Consider the following 18,264-nt stretch of genomic DNA (forward strand, 5'->3'; position numbering starts at 1 on the left):
AAAACCCGCACAATGCGCTCACTGCGCCGAAGGATTGAGCTTGATGGAATTAACCAGACGCATCCTCGTGGTCGAGGATGACCAACACATTGCTGACCTGATTTGCCTGCACCTGCGCGATGAGCATTACGATGTCGTGCATTGCGCCGACGGCGACGAAGGCATGCGCCTGTTGCAACAGGGACAGTGGGATGCATTGATCCTCGACCTGATGTTACCGGGCGTCGACGGCCTGGAAATCTGCCGCCGCGCCCGGGCGATGGCGCGCTACACGCCGATCATCATCACCAGCGCCCGCTCCAGCGAATTGCACCGCATCCTGGGGCTGGAACTGGGGGCCGACGACTACCTCGCCAAACCGTTTTCGATGCTGGAACTGGTGGCCCGGGTCAAAGCCTTGCTGCGCCGGGTTGACGCCATGGCGCGCAATCTGAAGATGGACGCCGGCAGCCTCAGCCTCGACGGCCTGAGCATCGACCCGATCACCCGCGACGTCGCTCTCAATGGCGCACGCCTGGACCTCACTCCACGGGAGTTCGACCTGCTGTATTTCTTCGCCCGCCAACCGGGCAAGGTGTTCTCGCGCATGGACCTGCTCAACGCGGTATGGGGTTACAGCCACGAAGGCTACGAGCACACGGTGAACACGCACATCAATCGCCTGCGGGCGAAGATCGAGACCGACCCGGCGCAACCGACCCGCATCCTCACCGTGTGGGGCCGTGGCTATAAATTCGGTACGGAACAACCATGAAACTGACCCTGTCGCAGCGCCTGTCCGTCGTGTTCGCCGTGTTGCTGCTGGTGTGCTGCGGTACCTCGGCATGGCTGCAGGTGCGCTCCAGCAAGATGCATGAACTGGAAGTGGTGCAAGGCCTGTCGCGGGACCTGGCACAGCACATCGCCCATGACACGGTGCTGATGGACAGCAATGGCCTGATGCCCGGCGCCGTGCGCGAACTGTTCAGCAAGCTGATGCTGGTCAACCCGAGTGTCGAGGTGTACCTGCTCGACAGCGAGGGGCGGATTGTCGGCAATGCGGCGCCGGAAGGACATCTGCGCCGGGAGACCGTCGATCTGGCGCCGATCCGCCGCCTGCTCAATGACCAGCCGCTGCCGATCCTCGGCGATGACCCGCGCAGCGTCGACGGGCGCAAGGTCTTCAGTGCCGCGCCGTTACGGGTCAATGGCAAGCCTGCCGGTTATCTCTACGTGGTGTTGCTCAGCGAAGAACACGATCGCTTCGCTGAACGGGGCGCGACCAGTGCCGCACTCAATACGGCGTTGCTGTCGATCGGGCTGGTGGCGCTGTTGTGCCTGATCGCGGGTCTCACGGCGTTCAACCTGATTACCCGACCCTTGCGCCGATTGACCGAAACCGTCAGCCGCTTCGACATTGATGGCACGCCGCAACCTCTGCCCGCTCCGTCAGCAGCTGTGGATAAAAGCGCTGACCCGGATGAGATCGCCGTGCTTGATGGCGCCTTCCGCCAAATGCAAAAACGCCTCGGTGAGCAGTGGCGCTCATTGACCCGCCAGGATCAGGAGCGACGCGAACTGGTGGCGAACATTTCTCACGACCTGCGCACACCGCTGGCCTCGCTGCACGGTTATCTGGAAACCCTGTCACTCAAGGACGCTACGCTCACCGCCGAAGAACGCCGGCGTTATCTGGGCATCGCTCTGGATCAAAGTCGCAAGGTCGGCGGGCTGGCCCAATCGCTGCTGGAACTGGTGCGCCTGGAACACGGTTTTGTGCAGCCGGTGCTGGAACGCTTTTCCCTGATCGACTTGCTGCAAGACATTTTCCAGAAATTCGAACTGGCCGCCGAAGCACGCCACGTCGAACTCAAGGCCAGCTTCGGTCCGAACCTGCCGACGGTCTGCGCCGACCTTGGCTTGATCGAAAGGGTACTGACCAACTTGGTGGACAATGCCTTGCGCCACACGCCTGCGGGCGGTGAAATCGAGCTGGATTTGAAACCCCTGGGCGCCTTGGTCGAAGTCACGGTCAGCGACACCGGCCCCGGCATCGCTCCCGAGTTGCGCGAAGGCCTGTTCCTGCGTCCGTTCAATATTGGTGGGGCGCGACGTGACGGTGGATTGGGGCTGCGCATCGTCCACCGTATTCTGCAACTGCACGGGCGTGAGATTCAGTTGATCGATGTCGCCGGGCGCGGGGCGACTTTCCGCTTCACGCTGCCGACCGATCAGCAAACCGCCGAACAGTGAATGGTGCGCTCGATGAACCTGAACACGCCGGACAAATAATCCGCACCACCGGACTGTTGTTCCGTGACAACGCCGCCCCGCTCCCCTAAATTAACCGGCCTGAAAAAGACCTCGCGCTTTCTCGTTTCCACTCAAGTTAAAAAAGTAGTGAAATTTCAATGTCCGATTTCAACACCGCTGAATCCGTAGTCACCGAATCGTCCAAAGCGGAATACGAAAACTCCATCAATCTTTCACAACACCTTCCACAAGCCAAAATCATCAGCGAGATGGTGCTGGACGCGTTCCAGTCGACCCGCGAAAGCGACCAGATCCGCGAGCTGCGCGCCGCGATCCGCCAAGCGCACGACAGCTTCGATGACGACAAGGCCTACGAGCTGATGGGCCAGCTCAAGGCGCTGAAAGACGCCGAAGCCGCCGACCTCGCCGCCCTTGAAGACCTGAGCAGCAAGTTCTCGATCGGCCGCATCCTGTCCTGCTTCAAGGACGATCCGGCGTTTCAGGAAATCGTCTACGGCCTCGCGCTCAAAGTGCTGAACCAGACCCATCAGGCGATCAGCAACCCGAGCGGCGGCAAGAGCAAGGCCGCCAAGAAGAAAGAACTGGAAATCTTCACCATCAGCAAGGACGGCAGCAGCGTGACCCTGCCGCTGCGCACCCCGCGTTCGCGTATGAACGTTGACCGTGAAGCGCTGGAGTTCCTCGGTTTCACCTTCGTCGGTGAAGGCGAAGAAGCCGAGTTGGAAGGCGAAACCTTCATCGACAACGCCGGCACCGAACACGCGATCAACCGCAAGAACATCATCACCGCCCTGCAACAGCAGACCGCGTTCGATGGTTACAGCATCGCCGCGCAGTAAATCCGGCGCCGACGAAAAAGCCCCGCACTGAGATTCAGGCGGGGCTTTTTGTTGGGCGGCGTGACGGTCAGACTTCCGGCTGCACCGCCGCGATCATGTCGACTTCAATCGCGGCGTTCTTCGGCAACTGATAGACACCGACCGTGGTGCGGGTATGGCGGCCGGCATCACCGAGCACATGGCTGAACACGTCCGATGCACCGTTGGCCACTTCGCTCAGGTCAACGAAGTCCGGAGTGGACTTCACATACACCGTGACCCGCAACAACGCCCGGATCTTGTCCAGCGAACCCACCGCATCGACGATCAGCGCCAGGCAGCGCATGGCACTGATGCTCGCGGCAGCCTGGGCATCCTTGAGGCTCAACTCCAGCCCCACCCGGCCCGGATACTGAATCTTGCCGTGGGTACGCGGCACCATGCCGCTGATGTACAACTCATCGCGATGACGGATCAGCGGCGCGTAATTGCCGCCGGCGGTGTTCTCGCCATAGATGTCGTAGTTCAGCTCTTGTGCCAGGGCAATGAAGCGTTCGTCGCAGGTCATCCTCTCAGTCATTTCGCCCAGCCTTTTGATCAATGCATGAAAAATCGCAGGTTAAGACCGATGAAAATCGCGGATTCGACTCGATGTAGATCATCGGCATAGTTGGATCCAAATCTAGGTCTTTTACTGACTGATAGCAACCTGCCGCCACCGTAGCAGCGCCAGCCTTTCTGCGCGCAGCAGCCATCTCCTGAATTCCTTGCATCAATTCGTCAAACAGAACGCGTTTTGCCATTTATCAGCGCCTCGATAAAACCAGATGTCGAGTGATCGTAACGAAAGAAAAATCTTCTGGCGGTAGGAGATATCCCTCTTTGGAGAAGGCTCCTTCCCAACTGGCAGAAATTATTGAGTGCTGGAAGTATTCTTTGATAGTTACCTAAATCAGGCCCAACAAAAAACCCCGCACATCTCTCAATGTGCGGGGTTTTTCGTGAAGCCATCCAGCCTTACGGCGCGTACGTCAGCAGCAGCTCGGCCGGCACCTTGAAGTCCAGGGACATCATGACGCTCAGGGCGGTGATGGTGAAGATCGAGAACACGAACAGCTTGCGTGCCCAGACCGTGTCATCCACCGCCTTGTAGCCGGTCCAGGCCATGTACAGCCAGTACATGCCCATGGCCGCGGCGACGGCGAGGTAGCCCATGCCGGCGTAACCGCTGAAGGTCAGCATCAAGGTCGCCACGAGGAACGCCAGGATGTAGAGCAGGATGTGCTTCTTGGCCACTTCGATTCCGCGCTTGACGGGCAGCACCGGAATCGATGCGGCCAGGTAGTCGTTGAAACGGAAGATCGCGATGGCGTAGGAATGCGGCATCTGCCACAGGCTGAACATCACCAGCAGGGTCAGTGCGGCCATGTCGAAGCTGTTGGTGACGGCAACGTAACCGATCACTGGCGGCATGGCGCCCGACAGACTGCCCACCAGCGTGCCGTGAACCGACTTGCGCTTGAGGTACAGGCTGTAGAAGCCGACGTAGATGATGAAGCCGATTACCGCGAACAGGGCGGCCAACGGGTTGGCCACCTTGTACAACAAGGCAACGCCGAGAACACCCAGGATGGTCGCGTAGACCAGGGCCAGTTTCAGGGAGATCAAGCCCTGCACCAGCACCCGGTTTTTAGTGCGTTCCATCTTCAGGTCGATGTCGCGGTCGATGCAGTTGTTGAACACGCAACCGGAGGCCACAACCAGGGATGTGCCGATCATGGCGGCCAGGAACACCGCCAGATCTACATGCCCTTTCGAGGCCAGGAAGAACCCGCCTGCCACAGAAAGCACGTTACCGAAAATGATCCCCGGTTTGGTGATTTGGATAAAGTGCTTGAGCGACATCGGGTCTACCTCACTTCGCCATCATGTACGTGTGGATGCTGAACATGATCCACAGCGACAGGCCAACCAGCAGCAGGATCACGATGGCCGTAAAGACAAACGCGATCACGTTGTTACGTTGTGCAATCGAACGGTCCAGGTGCAGGAAGTAGTACAGGTGAACGATCACCTGGATTACCGCGAACAGCAGGACGATTGCCAGCGTGGTCGACTTCGGCAAGGTCGGAAACATCACCAGGCCGAACGGGATGGCAGTCAGGATCACCGACAGGATGAAGCCGATGGCGTACGACTTTACGCTGCCGTGGCCAGCATCATGGCTGTCATGGGAGTGTGCATTAGCCATTACAGAGTCCCCATCAGGTAAACAACGGTGAATACGCAGATCCACACCACGTCCAGGAAGTGCCAGAACAGGCTCAGGCAGCTCAGACGGGTCTTGTTGGTCGCCGTCAGGCCGTGCTTGTTGACCTGGTACATCATGATGCCCATCCAGATCAGACCCGCGGACACGTGCAGACCGTGGGTACCGACCAGGGTGAAGAACGCCGACAGGAAGCCCGAACGGCTAGGACCGAAGCCCTCGGAGATCAGCAGGTGGAACTCGTTGATCTCCATGGCGATGAAGCCTGCGCCGAGCAGGAAGGTCATGAACAACCAGCCCAGAACCTGCTGCTTCTTGCCTTTGTACAACGCCAGCATGGCGAAGCCGTAGGTGATCGAACTGAACAACAGCAGAGCGGTTTCGCCCAGCACGTATGGCAGTTCGAAAATGTCGTGGCCCGACGGGCCACCGGCGACGTTGTTTACCAGTACTGCGTACACCGCGAAGATCGACGCAAACAGAATGCAGTCGGTCATCAGGTAGAGCCAGAAACCGTATACGGTCATCTCGCCCGAGTCGTGGTGATGGTCATCGTGCCCATGGTCACCATGGGCGTGTCCAACATTGGTCACTAAGTTCGACATGGTTTAAGCCTGTTCCAACGAGGTTACACGGGTGGCATTGGCCGGGATTTTCCCTGCCGCGACCAGACGCTTGTGCTGCTCGGCTTCGATGCGCTCGATCGTTTCAACCGGAACCATGTAGCCCTGGTCGTCACGTGCGGCGTGGATCACGAAGTAGATGACAGTGCCGGCCAGGCTGGCGATCGCCAACCACCAGATGTGCCAGATCATCGCGAAACCGAAGACGGTCAGCAGTGCGCCCATCACCACGCCAGTGGCGGTGTTGTTCGGCATGTGGATCGGCTCGTACTTGGCCGGAGCCTGGTACGCAGTACCGTTTTCCTTGGCTTCGGTGAACGGGTCGATGCAGTCAGCCTTAGGCAGCACAGCGAAGTTGTAGAACGGAGGTGGCGACGAGGTCGACCATTCCAGAGTGTGGGCATTCCACGGGTCACCGTGTTCGCACATGTTCTCTGGCTTGTTGCGGTCACGCACACTGACGTACAGCTGGATCAGTTGGCAGGCGATACCGACAGCGATCATCACCGCACCGAACATGGCAACGTACAGGTACGGTACCCACTCAGGGTTGGTGGTGGCGTTCAGACGACGGGTCATGCCCATGAAGCCCAGTGCATAGAGCGGCATGAACGCGACGAAGAAGCCCGAGATCCAGAACCAGAACGCTGCTTTACCCCAGCCTTCGTGCAGCTTGAAGCCGAACGCTTTCGGGAAGTAGAAGCCGAAACCTGCGATGTAGCCGAATACCGCGCCGCCGATGATCACGTTGTGGAAGTGCGCGATCACGAACAGGCTGTTGTGCAGAACGAAGTCAGCACCCGGGATGGCCAGCAGTACGCCGGTCATGCCGCCGATGGCGAAGGTCACCATGAAGCCCAGGGTCCACAGCACCTGGCTGGTGAAGCGCAGACGGCCCTGGTAGATGGTGAACAGCCAGTTGAACAGTTTCACACCCGTCGGAATGGAAATCAGCATCGTCGCCAGACCGAAGAAGGCGTTGACGCTGGCACCCGAACCCATGGTGAAGAAGTGGTGCAGCCAAACCATGAAGCCCAGTACCGAGATCGCGCCCGAAGCGTAGATCATCGAGTGGTGGCCGAACAGTTTCTTGCCGGTGAACGCCGAGATCACTTCCGAGAAGATGCCGAATGCCGGCAGGATCAGGATGTAAACCTCAGGGTGGCCCCAGGCCCAGAACAGGTTGACGTACATCATTGGATTGCCACCAAGTTCATTGGTGAAAATGTGGAAATCCATGTAACGGTCGAGGGTCAGCAGTGCCAGGGTAGCGGTCAGGATCGGGAACGAAGCCACGATCAGAACGTTGGCCCAGGTGCAGGTCCAGGTGAAGATCGGCATGTCCATCAGTTTCATGCCAGGGGTACGCATTTTCAGCACGGTGGCGAGGAAGTTAACCCCGGTTAACGTTGTACCCAGACCCGATAGCTGTAGCGCCCAGATGTAGTAGTCCATCCCCACGCCAGGGCTGTACTGCAGACCCGACAGCGGCGGATAGGCAACCCAACCGGTCTTGGCGAATTCGCCGACGCCCAGCGACAGGTTGATCAGCACCACGCCGGACACCAGCAGCCAGAAGCTCAGGGAGTTCAGGAACGGGAACGCAACGTCACGCGCGCCGATCTGCAGCGGCACTGCAAGGTTCATCAGGCCGGTGAAGAATGGCATCGCCATGAAGATGATCATGATCACACCGTGAGCGGTGAAGATCTGGTCATAGTGTTCAGGTGGCAGGTAGCCAGGCGAACCCTCGGTGGCCATGGCCAGTTGGGTACGCATCATGATGGCGTCGGCAAAGCCACGCAGCAGCATGACCATGGCAACGATGATGTACATCACACCGATTTTCTTGTGGTCGACCGACGTCAGCCACTCGGTCCACAAGTAGGTCCACTTCTTGAAGTAGGTGATTGCAGCGAACAACGCCAGACCACCGAGCGCGATCATCGAGATGGTGACCATCACGATCGGCTCGTGGAAAGGGATCGCTTCCCAACTTAATTTACCAAACATCGTTTACTCCTCTGCCCCGGCAGCTGAATGCGAATTCGAGTCCATGTCCGTTGCCGCCACTTCTTTCTCTTTCTTCTCGTGCTTCAGCGGCTTGCCCGGTTTCATGCCTTCGTACTTGTCGACGATGGTCTGGAACAGGTTCGGCGTGACCGAGGAGTAGAGCTCGACTGGATTGTTCTGGCTTGGCTTGGCAAGGGCTGCGTATTCAGCTGGTTCAAGCTGTTTAGGTGCCTTTTTGACTTCACTTACCCAGGCGTCGAAATCTTCCTGAGAAGTTGCGATCGCTTTGAATTTCATACCGGTGAAACCAGCGCCGCTGTAGTTGGCGGAGATACCGTCCATTTCAGCGTTGCGGTCAGCGATCAGGTGCAGCCGGGTAGTCATGCCCGCCATTGCGTAGATCTGGCCGCCCAGGCCCGGGATGAAGAACGAGTTCATCACGGCGTCGGAGGTGATCCGGAAGTTGACCGGGGTGTGCGCCGGGAACACGATCTTGTTGACCGTGGCGATGCCTTGTTCCGGGTAGATGAACAGCCACTTCCAGTCCAGCGCCACGACTTCGATGGTCACCGGCTTGACGTCGGATTCAATCGGACGGTACGGGTCCAGCTTGTGGGTCGAAATGTAGGTGATGTAACCCAGGGCGATGATGATCAGGACCGGGATGGTCCACACAGCCACTTCGATTTTGGTCGAGTGCGACCATTTCGGGGTGTAGACGGCATCCTTGTTGGACGCGCGGTACTTCCAGGCGAACAGGAAGGTCATGACGATAACCGGCACAACGACCAACAGCATCAGCAGCGTGGCGGTGATGATCAGGTTGCGCTGTTCCAGGCCGACCTGGCCCGTTGGATTGAGCAGGGTCATGTTGCAGCCTCCCAGCAACAACGTGCCGAGCAGCGGCACTAGGCCTAGTAATCTGGGGTACCTGTTTTTACTCATCTCACGACCTCTAAAGCAGCTTGCGCAATGCAGTTGGGTTTTGATCGCCAACACTTCACCCTGCCAAGGGTTGGCATTTTCTTTGGATTGAATAAGGGCCGCCCGTCGCGCGTCAGACGCTCGACAAAACCTTGGGACAGCGGTCAGTTCTTATTCGAATTCGTGGTCAAAGGCCTTGTTACAGACCAATTCCATTTGGTGCGGAAAGTTGGAAGGCACCGACACCTGGGTGTCGCAAAAGCCTTTCGGCCCGCTCGACACCCGACTTCCTGTCCAGTTCCTTAATAAAGGCTGAACAGTGCCGGGAATTCAGTGCGGGCGATTGTAGATAGGTAGCGCCCTATACACCATGTCTTATCCCGAAATAATTTTTATCGCTCAGAGCAACAATCCATCACCGTTTTTGCAAAAGTTCCGCATGTTATCGAAATCGATTCTCAACAAAAACACCAAAAAATGTAGGCCTATACACCTCAGTTCAGACAGCTCTGAAGGCTTTTCCCCGCCACCGAATCGGCGCAAAGCCCGATATTCAAAGGCCTCTGGCCATCTGCCAGAGCCTGTTAAAACTGCCTGATCTGGCACCCGCGTGCAAAACCAGAAAAATGCCGAAACAGACCAATCCTTTTTTGTAACATTACGCCAATCCGGGTCGCCGAAAGGCCCTGCGACAGGGCGCGTGTGACAACATGTCGCACACCTGCCGCACTCTTCATTGCCGTTCGTCACGGTGATTTCACAATCACTCTGAAATGCAAAACGCCCCGAGCGGCTGATCCGCAAATCGGGGCGTTTTCTGTATCGGCCGATCGGCCGAAGAGTTGATTCAGCGCAGGGCTTTTCGGTTACGCGAGGTCAGCAGCGGCACCAGGATCACCACCAGCACGAACGCCACCAAGGCCCATTGCGCCAGCGACAGACCGAGGATCGGCGGGTACGGCGTCGAGCAGAAACCGTCGACCTGGAAGCCCAGCGGGAAGATCTTCGCCAGTGGCAGGTCATCGACAATCGGCTGCAACACATCGATGCCGCAGCTCACCGCCGGATAGAACTGGGTGTACACGTGATGCCCGGCAACACCGGCGCCGGCGATCGCGCAGATCACCACCAGCACTTCGAACACCGTGATGCTGCGGCGGGTACGCATGGCCGCGCCGATAAACGCGAACAACGCAATCAGCAGCAACGCATAACGCTGCAGGATGCACAGCGGGCATGGCGCCTCGCCCAGCACGACCTGCATGTACAGCGCGCCACCAATCAATGCCAGACAGATGATGCCCAGCAGCACCAGAAAGCGCCGCTCACGTCCCAGTCGAATCGTTTCCTCGCTCATCGCGTTTCCCTTGTATGTCCATGGTTCAGCTGGCTGGCGGCTGCGCTTGCAGTGGCGCCATCAGGCTGATGTTGTCTTCGATATGCCAATTGGCCGCGATGCGACCGTTGTCGATCTGATAGATATCGGTTGCCCGGAAGTCTACACGCTGACCCAGCCCGTTGAGAGCCTTGAACGTACCACGGCGAGGAAAGATGGCGTGCGACCGGGGCGATCCTGATCAGCCAGACGAACGCGCGTCTGTCATCAGCATCGGGGGGAATAAACGATAAGCCGGTTAAGAAACGATTAACCTTGGAACACTTTTCTATAAGTCAGAACTGCATAACGGCCTTCGCGGGCAAGCCCGCTCCCACAGGTTCCGCGTCGTTCACACATTCTGTGCACGCCACAAATCCTGTGGGAGCGAGCCTGCTCGCGAATGAAGGCAACCCGGTTCTGGATTATTCCAAAGCAGCCGCCGGCCCGAAGAACTCATACCGACTCTGCTGCTCCGGCACACCCAGCGCTTTCAGATGCCGCTTGATCGCCCCCATGAACCCTTTCGGCCCAAGGAAATAAGCGTCGACATCCCGTTGCGCAGGCAGCCATTCGCCCAACTGCTCCTGACTGAGGATCCCGACCCTGTCCGCCGCCGGGCTCACGCCGTCATCCTCGGCGTAGCAATAGAAGCGCTTGAGCTGTGGATGTCGCGCCGCCAACCCATCGATCCAGTCGCGGAACGCATGCACGCTGCCGTTGCGCGCGCAGTGAATAAAATGCACCGGGCGCTCGGTTTGCAGCGCCGCTTCGAGCATCGCCAGAGTTGGGGTAATGCCAACGCCACCACTGATCAGCACCAACGGCTTGTCGCTGGCAGTCAGGGTGAACTCGCCCGATGGCGGGAACAGCTGAATGCTCGCGCCGACGTGCAGTTGATCATGCAAGTGGTTGGATGCACGACCACCCGGTTCGCGTTTGACGCTGATGCGGTACTGACCGTTATTGGCCAGCGCCGACAGCGAATAGTTGCGGCGGATTTCTTCACCATCGAGGATCAGCTTCATGCCGATGTACTGACCCGGCTCTGCAGCAAAAATCGGACCTTTGTCCGCAGGCTCGAAGTAGAACGAGATGATTTCCGCGCTCTCCTCGACCTTGTCCACCACGACGAACTCCCGCGCCCCGCGCCAGCCGCCGACCGCTTGTTCTTTCTGGTCGTAGATCGCGGCTTCGGCGCCGATCAGAATCTCGGCCAATTGCCCGTACGCCGCGGCCCACGCGCTCATCACTTCCTGAGTGGCGATCTCGTCGCCGAGCACTTCGGAAATGGCTCGCAGCAGGCAGGTGCCGACAATCGGGTAGTGCTCCGGGAGGATCTGCAGGGCGACGTGCTTGTTGATGATCTTCGCCACCAGATCGCCCAACTGGTCGAGCTGATCGATGTGTCGGGCGTACATCAACACGCCGTTAGCCAACGCACGCGGCTGATCGCCACTGGCCTGGTGCGCCTGGTTGAACAGTGGGCGCACTTCAGGATATTCGGAAAGCATCATGCGGTAGAAGTGGGTGATCAGCGCTTCACCACCGCTTTCCAGCAGGGGCACGGTGGATTTGACGATGGCACGATCCTGGACGCTAAGCATAAGAGTGACTCCTGAGCTTTTTTGAGAATTACCTTAGGCTTATCAGCTTTCGTGCCAGATTATTTTTCCTTATTAATCAATAGTTTATTTTTTAGGTAGTCATTTAGACACGAAGCACTTTATAGTCAACGCGACTACATCGAGTCTCTTTGACTACAAGACCATGACCGCCAAATCCCTGCTCACCGCTTTACTGCCGCTGGTCTCCGACCTGTCCCGCGAACTGCCCGAAGGCGAGCGCTATCGACGCCTGCTCGAAGCCATGCGCGCCCTGCTGCCGTGCGATGCCGCCGCGTTGCTGCGCCTGGACGGCGAATGGCTGGTGCCGCTGGCGGTGGACGGTTTGAGCACCGACACCCTCGGCCGGCGCTTCAAGGTCAGCGAACATCCCCGTTTCGAGATCCTGCTGGACGGCGCCGGGCCAACCCGCTTCGCCGCCGACAGCGACTTGCCCGACCCGTATGACGGCTTGGTCGATGGCCTGGGCGATCATCTGGAAGTGCACGACTGCCTCGGCTGTCCGCTGTTCGTCGATGAAAAACTCTGGGGCCTGATCACCCTCGACGCCCTCGACCCGGAGCGTTTCGAGCCGATCGAACTCGACGCCCTGCAAGCCTTCGCCAGCCTCGCCTCGGCCACGGTCAACGCTGCAGAGCGCATCGAACGCCTGGCGTTGCGCGCCGAGGATGAGCATCAGCGCGCCGAGGTCTACCGGCAGGCCAGTGGTCAGCAGCAGCGCGAAATGATCGGCCAGAGCAAGGCGCACAAGCGTCTGGTGGAGGAAATCAATCTGGTCGGCGGCAGCGACCTGACCGTGCTGATCACCGGCGAAACCGGGGTCGGCAAGGAGTTGGTGGCGCAAGCGATTCACGCCGCCTCCCCGCGCGCCAACAAACCGATCATCAGCCTCAACTGCGCCGCCCTGCCCGATACGTTGGTCGAGAGCGAACTGTTCGGCCACGTGCGCGGCGCCTTCACCGGCGCCACCAGCGACCGCCGCGGCAAGTTCGAACTGGCCAATGGCGGCACGCTGTTTCTCGATGAAGTCGGCGAACTGTCGCTGACCGTGCAGGCCAAGTTGCTACGGGTGCTGCAAAGTGGTCAGTTGCAGCGGCTCGGCTCGGACAAGGAACATCAGGTCGACGTGCGCCTGATCGCCGCCACCAACCGCGATCTGGCCGAAGAAGTGCGCAGCGGCCGCTACCGCGCTGACTTCTATCACCGCCTGAGCGTGTACCCGCTGCGGGTGCCAGCGCTACGTGATCGCGGGCGCGACGTATTGCTGCTCAGCGGCTTCTTTCTGGAACAGAACCGCTCGCGCATGGGCCTCAACAGCCTGCGCCTGAGCAGCGACGCCCAGGACGCGTTGCTCGCCTACACTTGGCCGGGCAACGTGCGTGAACTGGAACACTTGATTGGCCGCAGCGCACTGAAAGCGCTGGGCAACTGCAAGGTACGGCCGAAGATACTCAGTTTGAGCGCGGCGGATCTGGATCTGCCGCGCGAGGTTGTGGATAACTCGCCCGCGCCGGTTGCCGAGGTGCCCGCGATGCCGTTGATCAGCGGCGATCTGCGCAGTGCCACCGAGCAATATCAGCGACAGTTGATCAGTACTGCGCTTGAACGTAACCAGAATAACTGGGCCAGTGCGGCGCGGGAGCTGGGGCTGGACCGGGCGAATCTTGGGCGGATGGCCAAGCGATTAGGCATGAAATAATCACTTCACCCAGTTTGAGTGGATTCCTTGTGGCGAGGGGATTTATCCCCGATGTGCTGCGCAGCGGCACCAAGAAATGGGACTGCTGAGCAGTCCATCGGGGATAAATCCCCTCGCCACAGATGATTCTTGCCCTACCCGATAACCGACCTAAAGCCCACCCCATTAACGCCGATAACCCGGCATCAATAGTTTCTGGCGATTTGCACCCTCGCCCATCACCTTTTTCCACAGAAGGTTTATATGTCTTCCACCAAAGCCCGCGCAGATTCACTTTCGCTTCTGCTGTTTACCTTGCGCAGCGGCAAGCTGATGGCAATCAACCTGCTGAAAGTCAGTGAAATCATCCCCTGCCCGCCGCTGACCAAAATGCCCGAGTCGCATCCGCACATCAAAGGCATCGCCACCCTGCGCGGCGCATCGCTGTCGGTGATCGACCTCAGCCGTGCCATCGGCGAGCGACCGCTGGAAGACCCCAACGGCGGCTGCCTGATCGTCACCGACGTCAGCCGTTCGAAGCAGGGCCTGCACGTGCAGGCGGTGAGCAAAATCGTCCATTGCCTGACCACCGACATCAAGCCGCCGCCGTTCGGCTCCGGCGGCTCGCGCGCCTACATTACCGGCGTGACCTCGGTCGACGGCACACTGGTACAAGTGCTGGACATTGAAAAAGTCATCCACAGCATTGCCCCGGCGCAGATCGAAATGGCCCCGACCGACCTGAGCATGGAAGACGCCGAAGTGCTCGGCAACGCACGGATTCTGGTGGTCGACGACAGCCAGGTGGCGCTGCAGCAATCGGTGCACACCCTGCGCAACCTCGGCCTGCAATGCCACACCGCGCGCAGTGCCAAGGAAGCCATCGACTGCCTGCTGGACCTGCAAGGCACCGCGCAACAGATCAACCTGATCGTCTCCGACATCGAAATGTCCGAGATGGACGGCTACGCCTTCACCCGCACCCTGCGCGAGACGCCGGACTTCGCCCACCTCTACGTGCTGCTGCACACCTCGCTCGACAGTGCGATGAACAGCGAAAAGGCCCGGTTGGCCGGGGCCAACGCGGTGCTGACCAAATTCTCGTCGCCGGAGCTGACCCAACGTCTGATCGAAGCGGCTAAACACGTTGCAGCCAACGGTCACTAAGTCTTGGGCCAGACTTACTGCTTTTTGATGCGGCGCGACCTTCGCCAAGGCGTGCCGGCCATCCACTGGCCGGCAGATATTGAGCTGAGCACTTATCGTCCGGAACTGGCGGCGACCGTGCATCAATTGATGCAACTCGGTTACCGCGAGGGTGGTGGTCGCGTGCCAGCGCTGGACGAGTGGCAACAGCGGTTTGAAAGCGATGCCGAATACGATCCCCAGCTGTGCTGGATTGCCACGGACGCTGAGGGCGTGGTTGGGGTGGCGCAATGCTGGACCAGTTCTTACATCAAGAATCTGGTGGTGCATCCGCGAATGCAGGGTCGTGGACTGGGTCGAGCGCTGCTGCTGAATGCATTCAAGGTGTTTCAGCAACGCCGCGAAGGTTTTGTCGATTTGAAGGTGCTGGAAGACAACCTGCGGGCGCAGCGTTTGTATGAAAGCGCCGGGATGTTTGTGGTTCGCCGGGAACTTGTGCCGGACTGATCGACCGTCTTCGCGAGCAAGCCCGCTCCCACCCTGGAATGCATTTCAAACTGTGGGAGCGAGCTTGCTCGCGAAGAGGCCGGCCCAGGCAACTTCTCCCCCTCAGGCATACTCAAACCTTGGCCAAACCCAAGGATGCCCAACCATGAAAACCCTCTCCCTGAGCCTGCTCTGCCTCACCGCCCTAGCCTCCCAGGCCCACGCCTCCAGCCCCGACGCCTGGGCCGCGTACGACAAAACCGTGCTCGCCAGTTGCACCAAGGCCAGCGGCCTCAAAGACGCCAAACCCGTCGGCACACCCGCGCAATTCGATGACCGCGTCGGCTACACCGCCGTGCTGCTGCAAGGCCAGTACCCGCAAAAACACATGAAAGGCCAGCAAGGCACTGAGCTGTGCCTGTACAGCAAAAAGTCGAAAACCGCGTTCGTCACCGAATGGGACTCGATCCGTCCGACCGCCAAGCCTTGAGGGCTGGCGCACAACTTGCTTCGATCAGTCTCAGCCTGGCGACTTTACGTCGCCGTTTCACACTCTGATTGAAGATTGATCGTGCAATGAATACGACGTTTTCCTGCGTTGGCTGCGGCAAATGCTGCACCGACCATCATGTGCCTCTGACCCTCGCGGAAGCCCGCATGTGGGCGGCGGATGGCGGTCAGGTGATCGTGCTGGTGGAGGCTTTTCTGGGCAACGGTATGGGCCTGCCGGCGCAGCAGCGTGAACACGCCGAGCGGCGTTCGCTGGTGGTGCGCAGCGGCACGGCCGAGGCCCACGTGGCCATCACCTTCGCCGCGTACAACGTCGGCCGCTGCCGGAATCTTGACGAAGAAAACCTGTGCCGCATTTACGAACGCCGACCGCTGGTGTGCAGGATTTATCCGGCGGAAATCAACCCGCACATCCCGCTCAATCCGGCGGCGAAGGATTGCCCGCCAGAGTCGTGGCAACAGGGGCCGCTGCTGATTGTCGGTGGGGATCTGGTCGATCAGGAACTGCTGGAGCTGATCCAGCGCTCGCGCCAGGCGGATCGCGATGACATCCGGATCAAGGATGCGATCTGCGCGGCGCTGGGCATTCGTACCACGGCGCTCAAGGGCGATGGGTTTACCGCGTATTTGCCGCAGATGGACGCGTTCGCGGCCGTGATCGATCAGGTTGCAGCACAGCCACTGAATACAGAATCCAGTGAATGGTTGTTTCATCTGTCCGGTGACGACGTTGCCGGGCAATTGGTGGCGGCCGGCGCACAGGTGGTGACGGAGCCGGCGCAGACGTATGCGTTTATTTCGCTGCGGGCGGCTTGATCCGGAATTTTTGCTGGGGCGAATGGCCCCTTCGCGAGCAAGCTCGCTCCCACAATGGATTGCATTTCAAATGTGGGAGCGAGCTTGCTCGCGAAGAGGCCGGCCCAGACAACTTCAATCCCGAACCTGCCGCCGCCCCCAGAACTCCCGCGCCAACAACCGCAAATCCCCCGCCAGCCCCGCCACATCTTCCGAATTGCGCTGACTCTGCCGCCCCTCATCCACCGTCAATTCCGACGCCGTGCGGATACTGACGATATTACGGTTGATGTCCTCGCTCACCGCACTCTGCTGCTCCACCGCCGCGGCAATCTGCAGGCTCATTTCGGTGATCTGCTCGACCCGTTCACTGATCCCGTCCAGCGCCCGCGCCGCGCGCTGGGCCTGTTCGACGCTGTTATCCACATGCTCGCTGCTCTGCTGCATCACCAGCACCGCATCCCGCGCGCCGTTTTGCAAAGTGCTGATCATCCGCTGAATCTCGTTGGTCGACTGCTGCGTGCGCTGCGCCAGCCCGCGCACCTCATCGGCCACCACCGCGAAGCCGCGCCCGGCATCCCCGGCCCGGGCGGCCTCGATCGCCGCGTTGAGCGCCAGCAGATTGGTCTGCTCGGCGATGCTGCGGATCACCTCCAGTACTCCGGAAATCTCGCTGCTGTGGCCTTCGAGCTGATGAATCACCTCGGTCGCCCGTCGCAGTTCTTCGGCCAGACGCAGCACCGCGCTGCGACTTTCGCCCACCAGCAAATGCCCTTCACGGGTTTCCGTACCGGCCATGTCCGCCGCCACCGACGCCTGCTGCGCATGGCTGGCAACCTGCGCGACACTGGCGGCCATCTGATGAATCGCCGCCGCCACCTGATCGGTTTCAGCCTGTTGCGCCAGCGAACTGCTGTGACTGCTTTGCAGATGATCGACCAACTGCGCCGCATGCCCGGCCAACTGTTGCGACGCATCGCCGATACGCCCGACCACCGCGCCGACCTGCGCTTCGAGCATCTGCAGGGCGAATTCGATCTGGCCGATTTCATCGCGGCGCCCGGTGTAAATGCTCTGGCTCAACGGATTGTCCGCAACCTGCCGCGCCCGTTCGCTCAGCCGCTCCAGCGGCCGCAAGATCCAGCGCACACCCAACGCACAAAGGCTGCTGCCGCAGACAAACAGCACCCCGTCGATCCACGCCGACTCCGGGCGCAACCAGGCTTCAATCCCCAACACCAGCCCCAGCAAAGCACTGGCCGACGCCGTGACCTTGCCGCGCAAACCAAGCCCGGGCAGCGCCCGCCGCCCCTTCGACTCACCGCGCAATTGCGCATACGCCCGCTCTGCCGCCGCCACCTGCCGCGCATCAGGCCGGGTGCGCACCGACTGATACTCCACCGCCACGCCGTTCTGCGTCACCGGCGTGACATACGCGCTGACCCAGTAGTGATCGCCATTCTTGCAACGATTCTTCACCAGCCCCATCCACGAGCGCCCGCGCTTGAGCGTCTGCCACATATGCGCAAACGCCTGCGCCGGCATGTCCGGATGACGCAACAGGTTGTGTGGCATGCCGAGCAATTCGTCGCGGCTGTAACCGCTGATTCTGATGAAGTCTTCGTTGGCGTAGGTGATCGCGCTGGTCAGATCGGTGGTCGAAAGAATGTTCGCATCCAGCGCCACATCGACGTTACGGCCGGTTACCGGGAGATTGATCTTCATGAATGGCGCGCTCGTTTTATTGGA

The 18,264-nt window shown here is 59.7% G+C and carries 18 protein-coding genes and 2 pseudogenes; 8 read left to right on the top strand and 12 right to left on the bottom strand.

The window, feature by feature from the left end; translation table 11 throughout:
- Window positions 1-43 precede the first annotated feature (43 nt).
- From PMI25_RS09905 to PMI25_RS09915, 3 genes are all read left to right on the top strand, one after another.
- Window positions 44-754, top strand: coding sequence for a response regulator transcription factor (locus PMI25_RS09905; protein ID WP_007968369.1), 711 nt, complete (start codon window positions 44-46; stop codon window positions 752-754).
- Window positions 751-2,232 carry a sensor histidine kinase gene (locus PMI25_RS09910; RefSeq protein ID WP_007968371.1) on the top strand — a complete coding sequence of 494 codons (1,482 nt, stop codon included), beginning with the start codon at window positions 751-753 and terminating at the stop codon, window positions 2,230-2,232. The genes PMI25_RS09905 and PMI25_RS09910 overlap by 4 nt, the downstream gene beginning before the upstream one ends.
- Before the next feature lie 158 nt (window positions 2,233-2,390).
- The gene (locus tag PMI25_RS09915; protein WP_007968373.1) at window positions 2,391-3,092 is read left to right on the top strand and encodes a hypothetical protein; all 702 of its coding nucleotides are present in this window, start codon (window positions 2,391-2,393) and stop codon (window positions 3,090-3,092) included.
- A gap of 67 nt (window positions 3,093-3,159) precedes the next feature.
- Here PMI25_RS09915 and PMI25_RS09920 read toward each other — a convergent pair whose 3' ends face one another.
- The 10 genes and pseudogenes from PMI25_RS09920 to hmpA form a co-directional block, all read right to left on the bottom strand.
- Window positions 3,160-3,651, bottom strand: a complete 492-nt coding sequence (locus PMI25_RS09920; RefSeq protein ID WP_007968375.1) for a RidA family protein — start codon at window positions 3,649-3,651, stop codon at window positions 3,160-3,162.
- The gene (locus PMI25_RS09925) at window positions 3,644-3,874 is read right to left on the bottom strand and encodes a hypothetical protein (protein ID WP_045122026.1); all 231 of its coding nucleotides are present in this window, start codon (window positions 3,872-3,874) and stop codon (window positions 3,644-3,646) included. The genes PMI25_RS09920 and PMI25_RS09925 overlap by 8 nt, the downstream gene beginning before the upstream one ends.
- A gap of 214 nt (window positions 3,875-4,088) precedes the next feature.
- Window positions 4,089-4,976 (bottom strand): heme o synthase, encoded by an 888-nt coding sequence (cyoE, locus tag PMI25_RS09930; protein ID WP_007968377.1) that lies wholly within the window; start codon window positions 4,974-4,976, stop codon window positions 4,089-4,091.
- Window positions 4,977-4,986: 10 nt separating this feature from the next.
- Window positions 4,987-5,322: a cytochrome o ubiquinol oxidase subunit IV gene (cyoD, locus tag PMI25_RS09935; protein ID WP_003227981.1), complete on the bottom strand. Its 336-nt coding sequence runs from the start codon at window positions 5,320-5,322 to the stop codon at window positions 4,987-4,989.
- Window positions 5,322-5,945 carry a cytochrome o ubiquinol oxidase subunit III gene (gene cyoC / locus PMI25_RS09940; RefSeq protein WP_003227982.1) on the bottom strand — a complete coding sequence of 208 codons (624 nt, stop codon included), beginning with the start codon at window positions 5,943-5,945 and terminating at the stop codon, window positions 5,322-5,324. Before cyoC ends, cyoD begins: the two co-directional genes overlap by 1 nt.
- A 3-nt stretch (window positions 5,946-5,948) precedes the next feature.
- Window positions 5,949-7,976: a cytochrome o ubiquinol oxidase subunit I gene (cyoB, locus tag PMI25_RS09945; RefSeq protein WP_007968380.1), complete on the bottom strand. Its 2,028-nt coding sequence runs from the start codon at window positions 7,974-7,976 to the stop codon at window positions 5,949-5,951.
- Window positions 7,977-7,979: 3 nt separating this feature from the next.
- Entirely contained in the window at window positions 7,980-8,921 is a 942-nt protein-coding gene (gene cyoA / locus PMI25_RS09950; protein ID WP_007968383.1) for a ubiquinol oxidase subunit II, read from the bottom strand.
- Between the two features lie 826 nt (window positions 8,922-9,747).
- The gene (locus PMI25_RS09955; protein WP_007968385.1) at window positions 9,748-10,257 is read right to left on the bottom strand and encodes a disulfide bond formation protein B; all 510 of its coding nucleotides are present in this window, start codon (window positions 10,255-10,257) and stop codon (window positions 9,748-9,750) included.
- Between the two features lie 25 nt (window positions 10,258-10,282).
- A pseudogene (locus PMI25_RS28065) lies at window positions 10,283-10,438 on the bottom strand (ester cyclase); the annotation flags it as partial.
- Between the two features lie 262 nt (window positions 10,439-10,700).
- Complete coding sequence (gene hmpA / locus PMI25_RS09960) at window positions 10,701-11,882, bottom strand: NO-inducible flavohemoprotein (protein WP_007968387.1); 1,182 nt, start codon at window positions 11,880-11,882, stop codon at window positions 10,701-10,703.
- Between the two features lie 163 nt (window positions 11,883-12,045).
- Between hmpA and norR the strand changes: the two genes are divergently transcribed.
- The 5 genes from norR to PMI25_RS09985 all read left to right on the top strand — a co-directional run bounded on the left by norR (window position 12,046) and on the right by PMI25_RS09985 (window position 16,536).
- Window positions 12,046-13,599 (top strand): nitric oxide reductase transcriptional regulator NorR, encoded by a 1,554-nt coding sequence (norR, locus tag PMI25_RS09965; protein ID WP_007968388.1) that lies wholly within the window; start codon window positions 12,046-12,048, stop codon window positions 13,597-13,599.
- Window positions 13,600-13,842: 243 nt separating this feature from the next.
- Entirely contained in the window at window positions 13,843-14,745 is a 903-nt protein-coding gene (locus PMI25_RS09970; protein WP_007968390.1) for a chemotaxis protein CheV, read from the top strand.
- Between the two features lie 27 nt (window positions 14,746-14,772).
- A complete protein-coding gene (locus PMI25_RS09975) occupies window positions 14,773-15,231 on the top strand; it encodes a GNAT family N-acetyltransferase (protein WP_007968392.1) in 459 nt (152 codons plus the stop codon).
- Between the two features lie 145 nt (window positions 15,232-15,376).
- Window positions 15,377-15,700, top strand: coding sequence for a hypothetical protein (locus PMI25_RS09980; protein WP_007968394.1), 324 nt, complete (start codon window positions 15,377-15,379; stop codon window positions 15,698-15,700).
- 86 nt (window positions 15,701-15,786) lie between these two features.
- On the top strand, window positions 15,787-16,536 hold the full coding sequence (locus tag PMI25_RS09985; protein WP_045122027.1) for a YkgJ family cysteine cluster protein: 750 nt from the start codon (window positions 15,787-15,789) through the stop codon (window positions 16,534-16,536).
- Window positions 16,537-16,650: 114 nt separating this feature from the next.
- Here the strand turns inward: PMI25_RS09985 and PMI25_RS09990 are convergent, their stop codons facing one another.
- Both PMI25_RS09990 and PMI25_RS29910 read right to left on the bottom strand, forming a co-directional pair.
- Window positions 16,651-17,757, bottom strand: coding sequence for a methyl-accepting chemotaxis protein (locus PMI25_RS09990; protein ID WP_443200888.1), 1,107 nt, complete (start codon window positions 17,755-17,757; stop codon window positions 16,651-16,653).
- Between the two features lie 201 nt (window positions 17,758-17,958).
- A pseudogene (locus PMI25_RS29910) lies at window positions 17,959-18,240 on the bottom strand (PAS domain-containing protein); the annotation flags it as partial.
- Window positions 18,241-18,264 lie beyond the last annotated feature (24 nt).

This window comes from Pseudomonas sp. GM30, from assembly GCF_000282275.2.
Classification (GTDB): Bacteria; Pseudomonadota; Gammaproteobacteria; order Pseudomonadales; family Pseudomonadaceae; genus Aquipseudomonas.